This is a genomic window from Haloparvum sedimenti, assembly GCF_001462205.1.
In the GTDB taxonomy this organism is placed as follows: Archaea; Halobacteriota; Halobacteria; order Halobacteriales; family Haloferacaceae; genus Haloparvum; species Haloparvum sedimenti.
Genome location: NZ_LKIR01000075.1, coordinates 21,196 through 40,698, shown reverse-complemented (window position 1 = coordinate 40,698; position 19,503 = coordinate 21,196). Strand labels below are relative to the sequence as shown.

Here is a 19,503-nt window from a genome sequence, read left to right as displayed (position 1 = left end):
AAGCGGGAGATTTGCGTCATAGACAACCGCATTCTCTCGCTTCAACTCCTTTGATTTAGCGGCCTAACTCGCTGCTGTATGGCGATTCAACACAGCCGGTGGAACCGTCTCCTACCGGGAGGCGGAGCCCCGCGGCGCGGTCGTCGAACTCCGGTTCCCGGCGCTCGACGACGACGGGACCGAACCGGGAGCCGGCGACTGACCGCGCGGACTCCGTTCTCGGCGCTGCAGCGGAGCAGTCGGGAGAGTCGAGGTGCTCCGGACCCCCCGCGACTCCCCCTCAGCGGAGCAGTCGGCGGAGATGCGTCCGCGAGAAGAACGACGACGGCCTGTCCATGTGGACCCCGATCTCGCCGGACAGCGCCCGGAGCCCGAGCCGCTGGACCGGCTCCGGCAGCGAGTAGCACTTCCTGATGAGCTTGCCGAGCCGGATCTCCCTGGCCAACTCGTCGCGCCACGCCGACTCGTAGTCGTCGAGCGTGGCGGGGTCAGCGGGATCGATCGTCTCCGCCGCGGCGTCGGCGGCGGCCATCCCGTAGCGGATCCCCCCGCCGGTGAACGGCTTCGTCTGCGCGGCCGCGTCGCCGATCAGAAAGACGCGGTCGGTCGTCACCGTCTCCGGGGGGCCGACGGGGATGGCGCCCGAACAGAAGTGGTCCGTCTCCACGTCGTAGGCGTCGGTGAGCGCGTCGAACATGTCGTTCACCTCGACGCCCGGCGGCGCGGCGAGCCCGTACTCGACGCCCGCCTCCCCGCGGGGGATCCGCCACGCGAAGAAGGTCGGTGCCGTCAGGTGCACGTCCACGAAGTCGCCGCCGTCCGGCGTCCGGTCGAACGCGAGCACGCCGTGGAGTTTCTCCTCGGGTTCGGGGAGCCCGACCGCGCGCCGGACGCGCGAGACGGGGCCGTCACAGCCGGCGACCATCCGCGCTTCGACCGTCTCCGTGCCCCCACCGACGCGGTCGGCCTTTTTGACCTCCAGCACCACGCGGTCGTCGCGCTCGTCGACACCGGTGACGGTGTGTCCCTCGCGCACGTCCGCGCCGGCCTCGCGGGCGCAGTCGGCGAGCGTCCGGTCCAACTCGACGCGGTCGATCACGTTCGAGACGCGCTCTTCTTTATAAAAGGGGTAGGGCGTCGAGTCCGGACCGCCGACTCGGAACCGCGCGCCGTACACCTCGTTCTGGAGGAGTTCCTCGCGCGCCTCGTCGGGGACGTAGCCCCAGATGTCGTCGGAGACGTGCCCGGAGCAGGCCAGCGGGGTCCCGACCTCACCCTTCTCGAAGGCGACCACGTCGTACCCCGCCTCCGCCGCGCGGCGGGCGAAGCGCGCGCCGGCCGGGCCGACGCCCACGACGGCGAAATCGTACATACCGATACGCACCGCGCCGCGACTGATAAGCACTTCCCGACGAGCGGCGCCTCACCCGACGACCGCGAGTCCCCGCGGCGGCTTCCACCGCGCCTCGCCGTCGTGGCTGTCGTCGCCGTCGCCGTCGATCGCTTCCGGAGGGGTCGCGAGGTCCCACGAGTCGCCGGCGTCGTCGGTGCGGAACAGTCCGCGGTCGGTGGCGGCCCAGACCTCGCCCGCCTCGGGTCCCGCGGCGAGCACCGCGCGGTAGGTCCCCTCACCGTCGGGGAACGCTCCGTCAGCGGCCTCGCTCTCGGCCCTTCTCGCTCGTGGGCCGCCGCCGATCCGCTCCCACTCCTCGCCGCGACGCCGGCGGTAGAGGTACGCCTCGCCGCGGCGGTGGGCGGCCCCCGCGCCCGAGGCCGCGGAGACGAGCACCGTGTCCCGATCGCCCGGGTCGACCGCGAGCCCCCAGACGTAGCGGTGGTCGAGCCCCGCCTGCGGGTAGTCCCACGTCGCGCCGCGATCGTCGCTCTCGGCGTAGCCGTCGCCCGCGGCGGCGTAGACGCGCGCGGAGGCGTCCGGATGGGTCCCGAGGGTGTGCACGTCGCGGCGCGAGTCCGGCACGCGGTCGTCCCACGTCTCGCCCGCGTCGGGCGTCTCCACGAGCGCGCCGGCCTCGATCGCGACGTACCAGTGGTCGGGGTCGCCGGGGTCGGGTTCGAGCCACCGCACGTGGTGCGTGTCGGGGCGCGGCGGGAACGACCAGTCCGACGCCGACGGGAGGTCGGTCAATCCCGACAGGCGTGCGAACGTCTCGCCGCCGTCCGTCGAGCGGTAGACGCCGGAGGGCTCCGTCCCGACCCACACCTCGTCGGGGTCGTGGGGACTGATCGCGACCGCGGTGACGGCGTCGGGCGCTATCGCGTCCGCGCCGACGCGCGCGAAGGAGTCGCCGCCGTCAGTCGATCGGTACAGCCCGTCGTCGAACGTCCCGGCGAAGACGCGGTCCGGCGCGACCGGCGAGACGGCGACGCACTCCGGCTCGCGGTCGGGCAGGCGTTCGCGAACGGCGCCGGACGCGAGGTCCGCGACCAGCAGTCGGTCGGGGAGAGCGAGGTACGCGTGCATGGCTCGGGATACGCGTTTGCGGGAGGTAAAACGGCCGGCGCGTCGCGGCCGGCGAAGAAGGGCGCAATCGCTGGGCGGGGTGAGAGAAAACGAGAGACTGCGAGCCGCTTACGAGATCAGCAGCTTCTCACCGCGGTCGACCGTGATCCGGCACGGCGGCGACATCTTGTTGTACGCGCGGCGGAAGGCCTCCTTCACGACGGAGGCCTGCTCGGGCGTACAGTAGGCCGTGAAGACGGCCTCGTCCTTCTGGATGCGGGCGGCGGTGCCGACGGGCTTGCCGAACGCCTGTCGCATGCCGTCGGAGACGCGGTCCGCGCCCGCGCCGGTCGCCTGCTTGTTCTCGCGGATGACCTGATGGGGGAACTTGCGGAGGACCATCTTGTAGTTGCCCTCGCCGAGTTCCTTCAGCAGGTGGCGATTGGCCGACAGGCGCGCGCTCTCGAGCGAGCCGTGGCGGATCTGGAGCGTCTCCTCGACGCGGAGGCTGATCTCGACGGGGTAGTCGTCCGGGTCCGTGGAGAGGTCGCCCATGTTGTGCTGTGCGATCTTCGAGCCCGGAATGCCCGTGATGTACTCACGGCGCGTGTACGACGGCTTGTCGATCTTCCGGTACATGGAGGCGGGCTTGTCTGACATGGTTACTTGTCGGATATCACCTCCGCGCCGCGAATAAAGCCTTCGAAAGCGCTCCTCTCGCGCCGCTAGAGCCGGCTCTCGGAACCTGTGAGGTGTTGTCACCCCCTGACCGACGGGGTCAGAAGCGCGCTAGGTCAGTCCTCGGCCCAGTAGTAGAGATCCTCGCGCGGCGCGTCACAGTTCGGGCAGTTCGCCGGGAGCTGGTCGCCGATCTCGCCCATCTCGCCGCACTCCCAGCATCGCCACATCACGTAGGCGGTGCCGAACACGTCCCGCGCCCGCGTGAGCGACAGCGCCTCGCCGGTGTCCGGGGACCGAACGTAGAAGCCGTCGTCGTCGACGCCGCGGACCGACCCGAGTTCGTTCCCTTCGTCGTCGTAGACGCTCTGTCCGATGGTCACGTCCGCGAATACGGGTTCTTCGGAGGCCATACGCGGCAATACGTGCCGGATCGTCTTAATTATGTGTCACGGTAGCGTGATACACTATTTCTGCCGTTCGCGGTCGCGGTGGCGGTGCGGTGGCGGTGCTGTGGTTGTGCGGTGCCGTTTCTGTCGAGGGTTGTGGTACCGCGGCGGCGCGAGGGCGCGAAGCGCCCGGAGCGCCGACCGCGGCCCCTTTTTGATCGACATTTTTCAAGGGAGTGGTCAAGGCGGCGCCCGCGCCGCCGCGACCCGACCGCAGAAAAAGGTCGGGTTGCGGTTTCCGTCGAGGGTTGTGGTACCGCGGCGGCGCGAGGGCGCGAAGCGCCCGGAGCGCCGACCGCGGCCCCTTTTTGATCGACATTTTTCAAGGAGCGGTCAAGCCGGCGCGAAGCGCCGGCGCGACCCGACGCAGAAAAAGGTCGGCGGGAAAACGGTCGGTTAGAAGTGCTCGGCGCTCTCGGTCTCGTGTTGGAGGTCGCCGCCGCGGCCGCCCTCGACGGTGGCGGCGCCCTGGTCGCCCGAGGAGGGGACCTTCACGTGGACCTCGCTTACCTCGTCGAAGTCCATGATGAGGTCGCGGCGGATGTTCTCGGCGGTGACGTTGGAGATGCCGCAGCCGGAGCAGGTGCCGCCGAGTTCGACGACGACCTCGCCGGCCTCCGCGTCCGCCTCGCGCACGACGCTCGTGCCGCCGTGCATCTGGATGATCGGCATCTGGCCGACCATCCACTGCTCCACTCGGTCCGCGAGGCTCTCGTCGCTCATTGTCCGTAGTTGGCGCCGGAGCCTTTGGAAGCTTGCGGTTCGGCCGGCCGATCCGACCCTGTAAGCAACTGTGTCACTATTCCGCACGGCCGTCGTCGTCACCACCATCGCGGACCCGCCGGGCGGCCCGGAGGAGGCCGGCACCGGCCGCGAGCGCGCCGGTCGCGGTCCCGAGGCCGAAGCCGGCTGCCTCGCCGTCCGTCTCGGCGTCGTCTGCGGCGCCGTCGGTCGCGTTCGCGGGGGCCCGCGTGTCGGTCGCGTCCGCGGGTGTTCGTGCGGCCGCGGGGGTCTCGGTCGACGCGTCCGGGAGGGCGTCGCGCAGCGCGGGCGGGTCGGCCTGCTCGCCGGCGCGGTCGGGGAAGGTGTAGAGGGCGGCCTGCGCGGGGCGGTGGCTCGTGCTCGGGGCGACGAAGAACTCGCCGGGGACGCCGACGCGCGCGGTCCAGAAACTGGCGTGGGCGGGGTCGCGCCACCGCGCCAGCTCCGCGGGCGCCGTGGGGTCGGAGACGTCGTGGAGCGTCACGCCGCCCTCGTACCACGCGGTGTAGAGGCGGTCGCCCCGGAGCTCGAAGTTGTGTGCGGTGGTCCAGACGCCCGAGCCTGTCGGGTCGGGGCTCTCGAGGGGCGCTATCGTCGAGAGCGAGACGATGTCCGTCGGATCCGAGGCGTCGTAGAGGTGGACGCCGCCGGGGCCGCCCCGCAGTCCGTCACCGGTCTCGACCGCCCACGCCTCGGCGTTGACGGCCAACAGGTCGCCGGTATCGTCCGTCTCCGCGTAGTGGTGGTTGCCCGGGAGCGCGGAGTTCTCGACGGTGACCTCGTGGGCCGACAGCGCGGCCAGGTCGTCGGGCTCGCGCGGCGTCACACCGCCGAGGTACTCGGGAGTCGCGGGGTCGGAGACGTCGAGCAGGTGCGTGCCGGCGTCCCAGTAGGCCAGCGCCGCCACGCCGTCGGTCACGCTCACGTCGTGGACCACGCGGAGGGTCTGGCGCACGTCGTCCCACGCGGGGTCGGCGTCGATCACCGACCAGCGCGCGAGTTCCTCGCCGGCGCCCCCGTCTCCGTTCCGCGCCGCGTCCGCCCCCAGATCGACGACGACGAGGGGGTTCCGGTCGCGGTCGTTGTCGGTGAGGTAGCCGACCCCGTCCGCGAGCGCGCAGTTGTGGATCGGGAACCCGACCTCGGCGACGGCGACCTGCTCCGGGTCGGCGGGGTCCGACACGTCGAAGCGCACGGCGGCGTTCACGCTCCGGTTCGGGTTCGCGGGACCGGCGACCAGCAGGTCGGTCCCGTCGACCGCGAGGTCCCAGACGCGGGTCAGCGGGCCGTTCTCTCGGTCGGTGAGCAGGTCGCTGCGCTCGGCGACCTGACGGGGGTCGGCGGGGTCCGAGAGGTCGATGACGACGAACCCGTCGCCCGTGGCGACGAAGGCGGTCGCTCCGTCCTCGGCGACGACCGCCTCGTAGGCTGCGTCGAGGTCGAGGCGGCCGATCGGGGCGTAGGCGGACGACTCCTGCTCGGTCGCGGTCGCCGCGGCGGCCGTGGTCCCGACCCCGCCGGTCGCCGCGCCGCCCAACGCCACTCCGGCGACGCCCAGCGCGCCGGTCCGGAGGAAGCGCCGTCTGTCCATACCGGACGGTGGGGGCTCGCGCGTATGAGGGTTTCTCACCCGAGGGGTCGACGTGTCGCTCCTGTTGCTCGGAACGCGACGGTCGGAAACCTCGGCCGGCCCTCCCGACGACGCGTTTTCTGTGTCTGCTACTGATCCTGCTGTGCTGGACAGTACCACCCAGAAAGCCCCAGCCGGCTGCCCCTTTCAGTCCCGCCCCGCACAGCACTGCAGGCCTCGCACCTCCCCAGCCTCGGCGGCGGCGCGGCCGCGAAACCGCACCACACCGCAAGGCGGCCGCGCCGCCGCCTCCCTCGCGCGCGTTTCTCGCGCGCGCCGACCGCACTGTACGCACAGCACCGCACCACTGCGGTGGGACGAACGTTTTTCGCGGATGCGGCGGAACTCCCGCCGTGAGTGCAGTCGGGTCGGGTGTCTGTGCGACTCGGTGTCGCGTCCGGCGGGTCAGGCGTCGAGAAGCAGGGTCGGCTCTACAACCGGGAGCGGTCGCCCGTCCCGCCGGTGAGCGCGCTGGCGAGTGCACCCTTCACGACCACCTCGTCGCCGAGGTCGGTGAGTTTGATCTCGGGGAGGTTGATGAACACCATCTCGGAGAGCTGCTCGCGGACCGGGTCGAGCACGAGTTCCGGATTGTTCAGCGCGACCGCACCGCCGACCGAGACGACCAGCGGCGCGTACGCGTGGATGACGTTGGCCAGCCCCATCGCGTTCCAGTGGGCGACCTGCGCGACCACGTGGTCGGCGAAGTCGTCGTCGCCCGCGGCGTCGAAGACGTCCTTCGCGGAGAAGTCGGGGTCGTCGACCGGCAGGCTCGTCTCGACCGGGTCCTCGGCGTGTAGCTCGCGGGCGTATCGCGGGATGTTGTTGCCGGAGCAGTAGGCTTCCCAGTGACCGTCGGAACCGCAGCCGCACCGCATGAAGCCGTGGGGGTCGAGCGTCATGTGGCCGACCTCGCCGGCGTTGCCGTCCCAGCCGGCGAGCACGTTGCCGTCGACGGAGACGCCCGCGCCGACGCCCGAGGAGATGGTGAGGTACACCATGTCGTCGGGGTTGCGGTCGGCGTGGAACCGCTCGCCGATGACGCCCGCGTTGGTGTCGTTGTGCAGGTGTACCTCGTCGGTGTCGAGCAGTTCGGAGAGGGGGCCGGTCAGGGGGATCCGGTCGATGGCGTCGGGGAGGTTCGCCGGGTTCTCCACGACGCCGGCGGCCAGGTCCAGCGGGCCGATGGAGCCCACCCCGGCCGCGGCGACGGTCGCCGGATCGACGCCCGCCTCCGCGCAGGCCTCGCGGACGACGCCGAGGACGGCCTCGGTCACCGCGATGCCGGTCGGCCCGCGCGGGGTCGGGCGCTTCGCGGAGCCGAGGATCGTCGCGTCGCCGTCGCCGACGACCGCACGGACGTTGGTCGCGCCGAGGTCGACGCCCACGTAGTGCATCTACGCGAAGGGGGGCTCCGGCGGCACTTAATTGAGACGCTTCCGAGCGCTACTTCGTCCCCTCGCGGACGAACGTCACCGGGCACGGCGAGGAGAGCATGACCTCCTGAGCGACGCTCCCGAAGACGGCCTTCCCGGTGGGGGAGCGCTGGCGCCCGCCGACGACCACGCGGTCGGCGTCGGTGTCCTTCGCGACGTCGACGATTTCCTCGCCGCGGTGGCCGACCGCGCCCCGGATCGCGTAGTCGACGCCCGCCTCGTCCATGATCGTCGTCAGGTCGCGGATCGTCGCGTGGCGCTTGGCCACGCCGTCGGGCGTCGCCTCCTCGCTGTCGGGGTCGATGCTCAGCTTCTCGCATGTGTCCTCGAACTCCTCTCCGGTGAACACGTGCGCGAGAACGACCTCCGCGCCACAGGGGGCCGCCACGTCAGTCGTCTCCTCACCGAGTCGCTCCACGCGCTCGCGGTCGTCCGCGCCGACCGCCAGCAACATCGTGTCGATGCTCATGGCAGCCCTTTGCTCCCCCGACAACTTAAAACCACCGTCTGTTTACTCGGTTTTGAATTAATTTTCAGGCCCGTGGTATCATCTCACACGACGAGACTTTCCCGATGGGAGCGGATCGTCGGGTATGATCGAGCCGGACCTGTCCGGGCGCGTGGCGCTCGTCACCGGGAGTGCGCGGGGGCTAGGGCGATCGATCGCGCTCGCGTGCGCCGAGGCGGGCGCGGCCGTCGCGGTCCACTACAACACCAGCGAGGCGGCCGCGGTCGCGACCGCGGAGGAGGCGCGCGACCGCGGCGCGCCGGCCGCGACCGCGGTCGGGGCGGACGTGACCGACCCGGCGAGCGTCGACGCCGCCTTCGACGCGGTCGAGACGGAGCTCGGCGCGGTCGACGTGTTGGTGAACAACGTCGGCGACTTCGCGCCCGAGCACTGGGAGGCGATGAGCGTCGCGACGTGGGACCGCGTGCTGGAGACGAACCTCAAGGGGACCTACCTCTGCACGCGCCGCGCGCTCCCCGCGATGCGCGAGGCGGAATGGGGGCGCGTGGTGAACGTCGGCTACGCCGGCAGCGACCGCGCGCTCGCGAACCCGAAGAACCTCCCGTACTTCATCGCCAAGACGGGCGTCCTGATGTTCACGCGGGCGGTCGCGCGGGACACGACCGACGACGGCGTCACGGTCAACGCAGTCTCGCCGTACGTGGTGGAGTCGAGCGACGAGTTCCCCGACGAGGCGCCTCGCGGGCGGTGGGCCACCTTCGAGGACGTGCGGCAGGCGGTGCTGTTCTTCCTCGACGAGGGGTCGGCGTACCTCTCGGGCGAGAACGTGGAAATCGACGGCGGCTGGATCCCCGAGCGGCTCTAGGCCCCGTCGCGGCGGTCGCCGGCCTCGGCGTCGTCACGGCCGCGGTTCGCGCCGTCGCCACGGTCGTCCGCGACGCCATCACGGTCCGCCGCGTCCGTCGTCGCGACCCCGTTCCGATCGCCGCGCTCCAGCGCCGCGACGAGCGTGACGAGGTTCTCGACCGCCTCGTCGGTCATCTCGCGTCCCTTCGCGGCCGTGGCGCTCGTGGGATCGCCCAGGTTCCCGGTGTCGGTCAGCGCCGCCATGTCGGTCGCGGTGAGCGCCCACCCCACGCGGTTGTCGCCGAGCGCGTCGTAGTCGGTGAGCGGGAGGCTCTCCGCTGGCGGGTCGACGGCCTCGGCCTCGTCCATGCGGACGAGGTCGGGGAACAGCTCCAGCATCAGGCTCGTCTCGAACTCGGAGGCGTGGAACGTGACGCCGCTGTCCCGGACGCGCGCCGCGGCGTCGGAGAAGACGTCGATCAGGGGGACGTGGAACGCCGCGAGGTCGAACTCCGTCCGGAGGTCCCGCACGACGACCTCGAGCTCGGGGTCCTGCGCGAGGTAGTGGCCGTTCAGCAGGAGGACGTGGCCGATCCCCCACTCGGCCGCGGAGCCGGCCACGTCGCGGACGTAGCGCCGGAACGTCTCGCTCTCGACGGTGAACGTCCCCGGCTTGAACGTGTGGTGCTCGCTGACGCCGTAGGGGACGGCGGACGCGAGCAGCGCGGGCACCTCCTCGGCGACGCGCTCCCCGATGGCCTCGGGCATCAGCGTGTCCACGCCGAGCGGCATGTGGTGGCCGTGCTGCTCGGTCGCGCCGACCGGTAACAGGAGCGTGGACGTCTCCGCGGTCGCCGCCTCCACGTCGCGCCAGGTCATGCGCTCCAGCCGGAACTCCTCGAGGCCGCCCTCGGACTCGGTCATGCCCCCCGATGCGGCCGCCCGGAGGTAAGCGGTTTCGGCCCGGGGCACGGCCGCGAACCGATTTCTGAACCTCGGAGTGCGGTGCTGATGCGGTCGCGGTGTGGTGCTGATGCGGTCGCGGTGTGGTGCTGGTGCGGTCGCGGTGCGGTGCTGATGCGGTCGCGGTGTGGTGCTGGTGCGGTCGCGGTGCGGTCGCGGTACGGTGCTGGTGCGGTCGCGGTGCGGTGCTGATGCGGTTCTCGGTTTCGGTTGTGGTACCGCGGCGGCGCGAGGGCGCGAAGCGCCCGGAGCGCCGACCGCGGCGCGGTTTTTGGTGGAGATTTTTCAAGGGAGTGGTGAGCGCGGCGCCCGCGCCGCGCGAACCCGACCGCAGAAAAAGGTCCTACATGAAGTCCGCAATCCCGCTCTGCTTGTTGGTGTCGTCCTCGAAGACGGACTCCAGCGACTTCTCCAGCACGTAGAGGCGCTGTTTCGTGTAGTCGCGGCAGCCGTACCGTTCGGCGACCTCGATGGCGGTGTCCATGTACTTGTTCACCGACCCCTCGTGGACGGTGAGGTTGACGCGGCCGCCGCACTCGCGGCAGTCGCCCGACAGGGGCATCCGGCGGTACTTCTCGCCGCAGTCCAGACACCGCGTCTCCTGGCGCGAGAAGGCGCGGAGGTTGCCGATCAGGTCCGGGAGGAAGTGGTACTCGATGACGCGCTCGGCCACGTCGGTCTCGTCGACCGCGCGGAGCTTGCGGGAGAGCTCCAGCTGGGCGTCCATCTTGTCCATCATCGAGCCGAGGGTCTTGTACGCCGAGAGGTCCGGCCCCATCGCGATGTCCGTCGTGTCGTGGCTGTGCTCGAAGCCGCGGTACTCGTCGTCGGTGCCGAGGGTGTCCTCGCCGAGCTTGATCAGGTCCTCGACGCGCTCGGGGTCGGCCATCTCGACGGTCGCCTCGTAGAACTCGCGGGGGTACTGCCGGACGATGTCCATGTTGTGCGCCTCGTCGTCGATCTCCGAGGGGTCGATCCGCGAGGACATCACCAGCGGCGCGTCCATCCGGCCGCCGCGTTTGTCCGGCAGGAATTCCTTCGAGAAGTTCAGCAGGCCGTCCATCAGGAGCATGACGCAGTCCTCGTCCCCGTCGCATTGCTTAACTGACATGTCGTTTGCGACAAGCGAGTGCGTCTCCGCGACCGTGAGACAATAGACGTGGTCGGCGTCGCTTTCGACGGTTCGGATGTCGTCGATCTCCTCAAGCAGGTACTCTCCAGACCCGCCGTCGAACACGCGACGACTCCGTGGTTCGATCTCCGTAGTGCGCCTCTGCAGACGATCCTGCTTCCGGGTCATGTGAACGTTCACGAGTTCGGAGAACCGAACGGCGTCCTCCGAGGAGATCCCGATGACGTAGCTCTGTGCCGTCAGAGAATCGTAGTCCTCCTCGTAGAACTCGGGGAACTTCACGTGTAGCGGCACGCGCGTCGGCCGCTCGACGGTCGCCTTTATTCCGAGGGCGGAGAGAAGTGCGAGCACGTCTTCCTTGAGTTCGGCGCTGACAGTCGTCGCCTGAACGAGAAGCGAGTCGGCATCGACGTTTCCGTCGCCGCTGACGTACCCACCGAGATACGCCGCGATCACCTCTTCGGACGCGTCGAATATCGGTGCCGGAACGCGTTTCGTGTGCGCGTCGTTCCCCGCGTTCAGAACCGTGTCGAAGAATATCCGGAGAAGACGCCCAGAAACCGTCACCTTCGCGTGGTTCTCCTCGTACGGTTCGACCCCGAACTCGTCACGAAGGGTCTGCAGGAAGAACTGGCGTGCCTCCTCTTCGGTCCCGCAGATCGTCGTCTGATGGATCGTTCCCTTCGGGGTCTCCTGTTCCCGGGCAAAGCCCTCCGCCGCGTAGTATCCGAGGAGCGTCGCGACTCGCTCGTCGAGTTCGACGAACCGATCGATCTCGGTCCGGTCGCGCTTCACTCCGAGCGTCACGTCCTCTGGCACGAACGCCAGCAGGTCGTCCACGGACGAGAAGCATTGTTCGAGGTACGACACCGGGAAGCTGCCGCGGTAGAGGTAGTTGCTCAGCGTCTTCTTGTTCGTCCCGAAGACCTCCGTCATGCTCTGCAGCGGGTAGAACTGTCCCTCCCAGTCGTCCGCGAACGTCCCCTCAAACAGGTCGTAGAGACAGTCCTTCTCCATCCCCTTCACCATGAGGCGGTCGTTCGCGATCTCCTCGGTCTCGATGAACTCTTCGAGCAGATCGAACCGCTTTGTGGACTCCGTCCGTCCGTCCCGGTCGACCGAGCTGGGCGTGACGAGCCGGTCGGTCGCGTCGAGTTCTCGCGCCTCCTTCCCGACGAGTTCGTCGGCTTCGCCCTCGTACACGTGGACCTCGTGGTCCGGTGTGAGTTTCAGTTCACGGCCCGATCGCGTGCGAATACGGATCAGGTGGTCAGGTGCGGGATGCTTACTCACGGCCTCGACCCGCTGCATCTCCTGTTCTCCGTTAGCGCTCATCGACGGGACACGAACCTCGGACTCGACGCCGTCGAGCCTCCCGACTACAGTTCCGAAGTCGTCCTCTTCGACCTCGGAACGCTCGAGATAGCGCTCGACGAAGTCGGCGATCTCCGCGTGGTGTGACGTTCCGGACTTGTCCTCGTACCACACCTTCGTCTCGGGGTGGAAGCAGTTCCGGCGCTTTGCTGCATGGAAATATGGGTGAGCATAACCCACCGCCGCCGAGGTGAACCCCACGACGCGGCCGACGGTCGCGGCGCTGGTGTGGGGGGCCATCCCGAAGACGAGTTCGCCGACGAGCTCGTCGCGCTCGTTGACGTTGTAGAAGGCCGGCAGGTCGTAGAACTGCTCCAGCAGGTCGTCGACGAAGTCCGCGGTCTTGAGCATGTGCTCGGCCGCGCCGTCGGAGAGGACGATGTCCTGCACCTTCAGCTCGACCAGCTGGTCGTCGTGGCGGAGCGGCTCGCCGTCGATGTCCGTCTCGTACCCCAACTCTCGGAAGTGGTCCGCGGTCACGTCGAGCTCCGCGGGGCGGACGGACGTGACCGGGAGGTCCGTCATGTCGTAGCGGACGGTGCCGTCCTTGAACGACGTGACGCCGTTCTTCGCGCGGAGGACGCCCTTCTCGATGGCCTCGGGCGTCTTGTTCGTCGAGGTGAGCCCCTTCACCCCCTTCAGGATCTCGAAGGCGGACTCGCGCTCGCCGACGCCGTCCAGGGCGTCGCGGTAGGCGGCGTGCACGTCGATCTCGCGGCGGTCCGCAGCCGTGACCTCCCACTCGCAGCGCGGGCAGACGACGCGGCCGGCCTCGTCGGGCTCGCACTCGGTGCCGCACTGGCCGCACTCGTAGTGCGGTTCGGTGTGGGTCCCGCAGTCCGGACAGGCGTTGCGGTAAGTGTGGCTCTCGCAGTCGGGACAGACCCGATCCGCGACCTCGACGTTCAACACGCCGCGGCGACCCTGGTCGTCCATCTGTCGGGACGCCTCGGCCACGTCGCGCTGCGTCCCGCCGGCCTCGCCGATGGGGAACAGGGTGTGAACCGCGGGGGAGAGGTCGCGGCTCTCGGACTTCTCGGGTCGGCCCATCCGGTTGCCGATCCGGGTGGGCGCGCGCTCGCGGATCTCGAACGGCGCGACCTCGTTGACCGCTTTCGTCGCGTTCTCGCCGTCGGCCCAGTTCAGGGCGGCCTCGGAGAGGTCCGACTCGTCCCACTCCTTACGGAGCCCGTCTCCGAGCCCGAGCGAGTGCGCGAGCGGCCGCCACTCGGGGATCCGCAACGAGTCCGGCGTCTCGGTGTGGGTGACGAGCAGGCGCTCAAGCGCCGCGCGCGTGATGTCGGTGTGTTCGATGGCGAGGACGCCCTCGACCACGTCGCCGGCCGCGACCGCCTCGGCGAGGGTCAGGAACGACTCGACGCTCACGTCGTGCCAGAGGTAGGTGTAGTCGGGGTGGAGCGGGCAGTCGTACTCGCGCGCCCACTCGAACGCCTCCTCGACGGAGGGGTGCTCCAGGTCCACGCGGGGGTCGTCACGGAGCGCCTGCACGTCCGCGCCCGCCGCCTCGAAATCCTGTACCCACCACTCGAAGACGTAGGAGGCGGGCGCGAGCGGGTGGTTGTTCTCGACGAACTCGCCGTAGTTGACGAGGTACTCGCCGAGGTCGAGGATCTTCTCGACGCCGTTCCTGACCGCCAGCGCCTCCTCGGGGTCGTCGATGTGGCGCACCTCGCCGTTGGCGAGTTTCACGGTCGGTCCCTCGATGGAGTCGACCGGAACGACGCCCGCGGCCTTCCCCGGGCGCTCGGTCTTGATCTGCGTGCCGGTCGCGAGGAAGTCGTCCACGAGGTGCATCGTCGCGGGGTGGACGCCCGCGGTCGCGAACCCGTGGTTGCGCGCGCGGCCGTATCGGAGCCGGAACCCGCCCGATTCGGAGGGATGCGAGAACACTGGCCGTCCCGCGATCAGGTCGCGGAGGTACTTCGTGGCGGGCTCGACGCGTTCCGGGCCGGGCGGCTCGTCGCTTGCGGCGTCACTCTCCGGTTCGCCCTCGACCGCCACGCTCTCGCCGGCGTCGTCGGCGTCCGCGGCCGTGGACTCGTCCGACCCCTCCGCGCCCTCGCTCTCTACCGCTGCGTCGTCGTCCGTCGCCTCGCCGCCATCGTCCTTCCCGATGGTGCCATCGATGAGGTCCTGCAGCCACGGCCAGTCGACCTCGTCGAGCTCGCGGGTGTAGCGCTGGATCTTCGGTGCTTTCAGCGCGATCCCCTCGGCGAGGACCAGACACATCCCGCCGCGGGCGGAGTTGGTGTCCACGCGCTCTAAGTCGCGGAAGCCCGACACCTCCTCGTCGCCGGTCGCCTCGCCGTCCAGCATGATCGGCATGTGCTTGGCGATGAACTTCGACTCCTTGTCCTTCGGCGTGTACTGCAGGCCGGTCTCCTTGTCGTAGAGTGCGACCTCCTCGGCGTAGCGCTCGACCTCCTCGGACCGAGCCTTGTACTCGTCGATACCCAGCAGTGCGCGGGCGTAGTCGCCGACGAGCACGGACAGCGCCTGCGCGGTCCCGCCCGCCGAGCGGATCGGGCCGGCGTAGTAGACGTTGATGAACTCCGTGCCGTCGTCGTTCTCCAGCAGCTCGACGCGGTCGATCCCCTCGATGGGGGCCGCGACGACCCCCTCGGTCAGCAGCGCGACCGCGGTCCGGACCGCGCCCTCGACCTTGCCCGCGCGGGAGTCGTAGTCGCCGACCGTCCCCTCGACGAAGTCCGTCACCAGCGCCAGGGCGGCCTCCTCGCGGGACATCTGCCCCTCCAGCTCGCGGACGCGCTCCGCGACGCCGTCGATACCGAGGATGTTCTCGACGCGGTCGGCCATGTCGCGCGCGACCGGGATCTCGATCTCCTCGCGTGGGTCTTTCCCCTGCGCCTTCGCGGCCTCCGCGACCTCGAACGCCTCGTCCAACCGGTCCTCGATCCGCGCGAAATAGCGCTCGTCGTCGGGCCGCACGTCACCGCACCCCCCGCCACGCGCCCCCGGCCATCACAGCCAGAGGTCCAGGTCGGTCGCCTCGTCGTGGGCCCGTTCCAGCGGCTCCTCGAACGCGCGCAGGTACACCTCGCCCGCCCACACCGTCGCGGAATCGAGGTGCCCCGCGAGGGCCTGTCCGCTCGGCCGCGAGAGCACGGCGTGCGTGTGCGCGAACACCTCGTCCTCCAGTAGCGAGACGTTCCCGACGCACGCGGCCACCTCCAGCGGCTCGTCGAACGTCACCGACTGGTACTCCGTCTCCTCCTGGTCGTAGAACCAGATGTCCGCGTCCTGCACCGCCCCCATCGCCGTGAACCAGCCCGCTTCCACGTCCTCCGCGCGGGCCAGCGACTCGATCTCCTCGCGCCAGTCTGCGCCCGTCTCCAGTCGAGCGACGTACTCCGCGCTCGACTCGACCTCCCGGTAGTTCATGGAGTCGAGTGACGCGCCGCGAGCAAAAAGCGTTCCCCGTCCGCCGCGAATCGCCGCCGGCTGCGACGTGTGGTCGGATTTCTGTATCGCAGTATCTGATTTATCGTGGCGTCGGCATCGGCCACGGTCGAACACGATGCCTCGGGCGGTATCGGCGGTATGTCGTTCGAGACCGCGATCTACGCCGTAGCCGGAGGCGGGAGCGCTGCACGATCGTGCGGATGTCTCTCAGTCGTGTGGCCAGGAGCGCCTCGGTCGGGCGTGTCGGGAGCGGCTCGAACAGCGCGGCCGCTCCGGAAGGTGAGAAAAACGGAAAGAAGACGCCCTCAGAACGGAGCTTGCGGGCCCTCGTCGTCCTCGCCGTCGGACTCGCCGGGGAACGAGGGGCTCATGCCGCTGTCACCGCTGCTGGTGCCGCCGAGGTCGCCGTCCGCGCCGGCGCTCATGCCCGTGTCGGCGTGGACCGTGTCGATCTCCGGGATCTCCTTGACCATCCGGGACTTGATCGCCTGGATCGTCATCGGGGAGATGCCGCAGCCGGAACAGGCGCCGCCGAGCTGGATGTGGACCTCGCCCGCCTCGCGGTCGAGGTGGCTGATGGCCGCGTCGCCGCCGTGCATCTGGATCTGGGGGAAGTTGCGCCGCAGGAAGTTCGTGATGCGGTCGCGCAGGTCGTCCTCCGTCTCCGCGGATTCCGTGCTCATACCCGTGCTTGGCAGTGTGGCGGCTTATGCCTTTGGTTCATTCCCGCAGTACGGACTCCGAATACCGGGGTTTCAGGGCTTCTCGACCCCGAGAACTCGATGGAGCTCTTCTTCGATCGTCTCGACGTAGACCTCCAGCGTTTCCTCGAACTTCTCGTCGTCGACCAGCACGCCGGTGAGCCGCTCGCGCGGGTTCTCGGGGAGTTCGACCCGGAACTCCCCGTCCTCGTAGAACGGTTCCGACTCGTTGAGCACCATCTGGTCGATGCCGTGGATCAGTTCGGAGTCGTACCGCTCGTTCATCTGGTTGAAGGCGTTCTTGTACGCGCGCTGGAGCTCCTGGAAGTAGTGGACGTACTTGTCCTCGAACTTCTCGGGGTCGAAGTCGGTCATGGCCGACGGTCCGCCGCGGCCGGCAAAAAGTCGGCCGGTACGCGCCTCGAACGCTCGGAGCCGCGTACGGCTCGGACAATATATCTCATAGCGCGATATAGAACGACTGGGCCTGGTCCTCTGTTGGCTCTCGAACTGGCGCCGAGGCCCGACTAATAACGATACTGAGTCTACTACGCGGTTCGTTCTGTCTTTCTGTCAGATTGCGTTGTTTCTGTGACTGGTGCGGATCCTGCTGATCTGGACAGCAACACCTCGAAAGCCCCAGCCGGCTCGACCGGCCGCGCCTCGCTGCGCTCCTCGCTCTCCGCACAGCCCGCTGCGGTGCTTACGTCGTCGGGGCCGGATCGAGCCGGCTGCCCCTTTCAGCCCCACCCCGCACCGCAACCGCACAGCAGCCTCGTCCCTCCCCAGCCTCGGCGGCGGCGCGGCCGCGAAACCGCAACGCACCGCAGGCGGCCGCGCCGCCGCCTCCCTCGCGCGGTCGCGGCGCCACAGGGGCGCCGCGGCGCGCGCCGACAGTACGGCACCGCAACCGCAACGCTCCGCGACCACACAGCACCGCACCGCCGCGAGTTTCAAAAAATCGAGGTGTCTGAATCGGTCTGCATCACTCAGTATCGCTATCGCTCAGAATGCGGTCCAGTCGCTCGGCCCGTCGACGCGTTCGCGGACGCGGAACTGGCGCTCGTCGCCCTCGACGCGCGTCTCCACGAGCGCGTCGAACGCCTCGTGGAGCGTGTGTCTGACCGATTCGTCGTGCATCGTCGACCCGAGGGTCGCGACGAACGGCCAGCCCTCGTTCGCGGCCTGTGTCGCGAGTGCGCGCGTGAAGCGGTGGACGCGGTCGGGGTCGGAGAACATCAGGAGCTGCGAGAGGGAGTCGAGGCCGACCGCGTGAGGGGTCGCGGGGGTGGCCTCATCGGTGAGCTCCGTGAACTGGACACCGAGGTCGGTGAGGTTGCCGGGCGAGGCGACGTACCGCGTCTCGTCGGCGCCGTCGGCCGAAAGCTCGCGGTCGCGCGTCATGCAGTCGATCACGACGACGCGGTCGTCGGTCGCGCCCGTGATTCGCTCGTGGTCGGCCCTGACTTTCTCGGCGGTGCGACCGGTGGAGATCACGATCGGTGACGACGTCCACTCGTGGAGCAGGCGGTGGAACAGGTCGTACTCCCCGCTCATGGGTGGCCCGGTGAGGAGCACGCTGTCGGCCGCTTCCACGGCCGCGGAAAGTGGGGTCATCTTGCCTCAGCGCTCCCTCTTTGGGCACGGAGTTGCGTCATGTCGTGGGTCCGCGAGCGGCCACTATCCGCGTGCTCACGACGGAAGAAACGTCCATACATGAATCGACGCCGAGCGAGCGATAAGTGTTTGGCCCCGATTGTCAGCGGTGAGAACTGTGCAGGCGGTGAGGGCCGTTTTCGGTCCAAGGCCGTTATTTCGAGAAACGGAAACATAAGTGCTTCCCCCGTTCTCGCGTTATAACCCTCTGAGAACGTGCGTTCGGGTTTGTAAGGTCGCCCCGAATACGTTCACCTGCTTATGACGAACCAGATCGGTGCTCCCGGGACGGAGCTCTCACGGCGGGATTTCGTACGTGCGACGGGATCGGCGGGCGTTCTGGGGCTTGCGGGGTGTGCCGCGCCCCGGAACGGGACCTCGGACGGGGACGGCGTCGCGCAGGCCGAAGGGGACGCGGACCTCCCCGCGGCCGCGGCGCCGCAGGTCGTCGACCTCCCGGAGCAGAACAACCAGGTGACGCTCCGGTCGGTCACCTCGCGGCTCCCCGTTCACCCCGGTGACGCGATGGGTGGGCCGGTCGAGCTGCCCCGCGTGTGGGCGTGGCAGGCCGACGACCGCGCGCCGAGCGTACCCGGTCCGGTCCTCCGAACGACCGAGGGCGAGGACATCGAGGTGACGCTCGACAACACCGAGGCCGACATGCCTCATACGGTCCACTTCCACGGCGTCAGCAAGACCTGGGAGAACGACGGCGTCCCGACGACCACCGGGATCACGGTCGCGCCCGGGGAGAGCCACACCTACGAGATCCCCGCGAACGTCCCCGGTACGCACCTCTACCACTGCCACTACCAGACCCACCGCCACATCGACATGGGGATGTACGGCTTCTTCCGGGTCGACCCCGAGGGGTACGAGCCGGCCGATCAGGAGCTGTTCATGACGGTGAAAGACTGGGACTCCCGGCTCAACCGCCAGTTCGCTGGCGAGGACGTCTCCTACAGCGCCCGCGACCGGAGCCCGGACACGTTCACCATCAACGGCCGGTCGGCGCCGCGGACGCTCCACCCCGAGGACGGCTCGCCGATCATCGTCTCGCAGGGTGACACCGTCCGCGTCCACTTCGCCAACAACGGCTACATGAGCCATCCGCTCCACACCCACAACCACCGGTTCAAGGTGGTCGAGAAGGACGGCTCGCCGATCCCGGAGGTCGCCCAGTACGACCAGGACGTGGTCAACATCGCGCCGGCCGAGCGCAAGACCATCGAGTTCGAGGCCGACGCCGACCCCGGGATCTACCTGCTCCACTGCCACAAGGTGAGCCACGCGATGAACGGGAACAGCTACCCCGGCGGGATGGTCGGTGGCATCGTCTACGAGGAGGCGATGGACTCGGACATCTTCGCCCAGCTGATGGACTACGCGGGCTACGAGCTGTAGCGCCGCGTCGATACTGCGGGGTGGGGGTATCACGACACCGCGCTTTTCTCCGTGTCCGTTTCGGTTCCGTCCCTGGCGGTTGATCCTGTCTCCGGCCC

The 19,503-nt window shown here is 69.2% G+C and carries 16 protein-coding genes; 2 read left to right on the top strand and 14 right to left on the bottom strand.

What is annotated here, in order from left to right; translation table 11 throughout:
• Positions 1 to 280 precede the first annotated feature (280 nt).
• The 8 genes from AN233_RS05205 to AN233_RS05170 form a co-directional block, all read right to left on the bottom strand.
• Positions 281 to 1,372: a geranylgeranyl reductase family protein gene (locus AN233_RS05205; protein WP_058365782.1), complete on the bottom strand. Its 1,092-nt coding sequence runs from the start codon at positions 1,370 to 1,372 to the stop codon at positions 281 to 283.
• Between the two features lie 51 nt (positions 1,373 to 1,423).
• On the bottom strand, positions 1,424 to 2,482 hold the full coding sequence (locus AN233_RS05200; protein ID WP_080508362.1) for a WD40/YVTN/BNR-like repeat-containing protein: 1,059 nt from the start codon (positions 2,480 to 2,482) through the stop codon (positions 1,424 to 1,426).
• Between the two features lie 108 nt (positions 2,483 to 2,590).
• Positions 2,591 to 3,121: a 50S ribosomal protein L16 gene (locus tag AN233_RS05195; protein ID WP_058365781.1), complete on the bottom strand. Its 531-nt coding sequence runs from the start codon at positions 3,119 to 3,121 to the stop codon at positions 2,591 to 2,593.
• Positions 3,122 to 3,255: 134 nt separating this feature from the next.
• Positions 3,256 to 3,552 (bottom strand): DUF7130 family rubredoxin-like protein, encoded by a 297-nt coding sequence (locus tag AN233_RS05190; RefSeq protein WP_058365780.1) that lies wholly within the window; start codon positions 3,550 to 3,552, stop codon positions 3,256 to 3,258.
• Positions 3,553 to 3,984: 432 nt separating this feature from the next.
• Positions 3,985 to 4,311: a NifU family protein gene (locus AN233_RS05185; RefSeq protein WP_058365779.1), complete on the bottom strand. Its 327-nt coding sequence runs from the start codon at positions 4,309 to 4,311 to the stop codon at positions 3,985 to 3,987.
• Positions 4,312 to 4,387: 76 nt separating this feature from the next.
• Positions 4,388 to 5,941, bottom strand: a complete 1,554-nt coding sequence (locus tag AN233_RS05180) for an LVIVD repeat-containing protein (protein ID WP_080508361.1) — start codon at positions 5,939 to 5,941, stop codon at positions 4,388 to 4,390.
• 470 nt (positions 5,942 to 6,411) lie between these two features.
• Entirely contained in the window at positions 6,412 to 7,377 is a 966-nt protein-coding gene (locus tag AN233_RS05175; RefSeq protein ID WP_058365778.1) for an ROK family protein, read from the bottom strand.
• Positions 7,378 to 7,426: 49 nt separating this feature from the next.
• Entirely contained in the window at positions 7,427 to 7,885 is a 459-nt protein-coding gene (locus AN233_RS05170) for a universal stress protein (protein ID WP_058365777.1), read from the bottom strand.
• Positions 7,886 to 8,009: 124 nt separating this feature from the next.
• Here AN233_RS05170 and AN233_RS05165 point away from each other — a divergent pair, with 124 nt between their 5' ends.
• Positions 8,010 to 8,750: an SDR family NAD(P)-dependent oxidoreductase gene (locus AN233_RS05165; protein ID WP_058365776.1), complete on the top strand. Its 741-nt coding sequence runs from the start codon at positions 8,010 to 8,012 to the stop codon at positions 8,748 to 8,750.
• Here AN233_RS05165 and AN233_RS05160 read toward each other — a convergent pair.
• The 6 genes from AN233_RS05160 to AN233_RS05135 all read right to left on the bottom strand — a co-directional run bounded on the left by AN233_RS05160 (position 8,747) and on the right by AN233_RS05135 (position 17,962).
• Positions 8,747 to 9,655 carry a creatininase family protein gene (locus tag AN233_RS05160; RefSeq protein WP_080508360.1) on the bottom strand — a complete coding sequence of 303 codons (909 nt, stop codon included), beginning with the start codon at positions 9,653 to 9,655 and terminating at the stop codon, positions 8,747 to 8,749. The genes AN233_RS05165 and AN233_RS05160 overlap by 4 nt on opposite strands.
• Positions 9,656 to 10,037: 382 nt before the next feature.
• Positions 10,038 to 15,170, bottom strand: coding sequence for a DNA polymerase II large subunit (polC, locus tag AN233_RS05155; protein ID WP_058365775.1), 5,133 nt, complete (start codon positions 15,168 to 15,170; stop codon positions 10,038 to 10,040).
• Between the two features lie 33 nt (positions 15,171 to 15,203).
• On the bottom strand, positions 15,204 to 15,623 hold the full coding sequence (locus AN233_RS05150) for a PPC domain-containing DNA-binding protein (RefSeq protein WP_058365774.1): 420 nt from the start codon (positions 15,621 to 15,623) through the stop codon (positions 15,204 to 15,206).
• Positions 15,624 to 15,949: 326 nt separating this feature from the next.
• On the bottom strand, positions 15,950 to 16,327 hold the full coding sequence (locus tag AN233_RS05145) for a NifU family protein (protein ID WP_058365773.1): 378 nt from the start codon (positions 16,325 to 16,327) through the stop codon (positions 15,950 to 15,952).
• A gap of 72 nt (positions 16,328 to 16,399) precedes the next feature.
• Positions 16,400 to 16,720, bottom strand: coding sequence for a DUF5783 family protein (locus AN233_RS05140; protein ID WP_058365772.1), 321 nt, complete (start codon positions 16,718 to 16,720; stop codon positions 16,400 to 16,402).
• Positions 16,721 to 17,350: 630 nt separating this feature from the next.
• Positions 17,351 to 17,962, bottom strand: coding sequence for a DUF7504 family protein (locus tag AN233_RS05135; protein WP_058365771.1), 612 nt, complete (start codon positions 17,960 to 17,962; stop codon positions 17,351 to 17,353).
• Positions 17,963 to 18,262: 300 nt separating this feature from the next.
• Between AN233_RS05135 and AN233_RS05130 the strand changes: the two genes are divergently transcribed.
• A complete protein-coding gene (locus AN233_RS05130) occupies positions 18,263 to 19,405 on the top strand; it encodes a multicopper oxidase domain-containing protein (protein WP_058365770.1) in 1,143 nt (380 codons plus the stop codon).
• The last annotated feature ends 98 nt before the right edge of the window (positions 19,406 to 19,503 follow it).

Coding starts and splice junctions, on each gene's coding strand:
- AN233_RS05190 (WP_058365780.1), bottom strand. CDS start 3,552: ATGGCCTCCGAAGAACCCGTATTCGCGGACGTGACCATCGGACAGAGC.
- AN233_RS05130 (WP_058365770.1), top strand. CDS start 18,263: ATGACGAACCAGATCGGTGCTCCCGGGACGGAGCTCTCACGGCGGGAT.
- AN233_RS05195 (WP_058365781.1), bottom strand. CDS start 3,121: ATGTCAGACAAGCCCGCCTCCATGTACCGGAAGATCGACAAGCCGTCG.
- AN233_RS05200 (WP_080508362.1), bottom strand. CDS start 2,482: ATGCACGCGTACCTCGCTCTCCCCGACCGACTGCTGGTCGCGGACCTC.
- AN233_RS05140 (WP_058365772.1), bottom strand. CDS start 16,720: ATGACCGACTTCGACCCCGAGAAGTTCGAGGACAAGTACGTCCACTAC.
- AN233_RS05205 (WP_058365782.1), bottom strand. CDS start 1,372: ATGTACGATTTCGCCGTCGTGGGCGTCGGCCCGGCCGGCGCGCGCTTC.
- AN233_RS05150 (WP_058365774.1), bottom strand. CDS start 15,623: ATGAACTACCGGGAGGTCGAGTCGAGCGCGGAGTACGTCGCTCGACTG.
- AN233_RS05180 (WP_080508361.1), bottom strand. CDS start 5,941: ATGGACAGACGGCGCTTCCTCCGGACCGGCGCGCTGGGCGTCGCCGGA.
- AN233_RS05165 (WP_058365776.1), top strand. CDS start 8,010: ATGATCGAGCCGGACCTGTCCGGGCGCGTGGCGCTCGTCACCGGGAGT.
- AN233_RS05135 (WP_058365771.1), bottom strand. CDS start 17,962: ATGACCCCACTTTCCGCGGCCGTGGAAGCGGCCGACAGCGTGCTCCTC.
- AN233_RS05170 (WP_058365777.1), bottom strand. CDS start 7,885: ATGAGCATCGACACGATGTTGCTGGCGGTCGGCGCGGACGACCGCGAG.
- AN233_RS05185 (WP_058365779.1), bottom strand. CDS start 4,311: ATGAGCGACGAGAGCCTCGCGGACCGAGTGGAGCAGTGGATGGTCGGC.
- AN233_RS05145 (WP_058365773.1), bottom strand. CDS start 16,327: ATGAGCACGGAATCCGCGGAGACGGAGGACGACCTGCGCGACCGCATC.
- AN233_RS05160 (WP_080508360.1), bottom strand. CDS start 9,655: ATGACCGAGTCCGAGGGCGGCCTCGAGGAGTTCCGGCTGGAGCGCATG.
- AN233_RS05175 (WP_058365778.1), bottom strand. CDS start 7,377: ATGCACTACGTGGGCGTCGACCTCGGCGCGACCAACGTCCGTGCGGTC.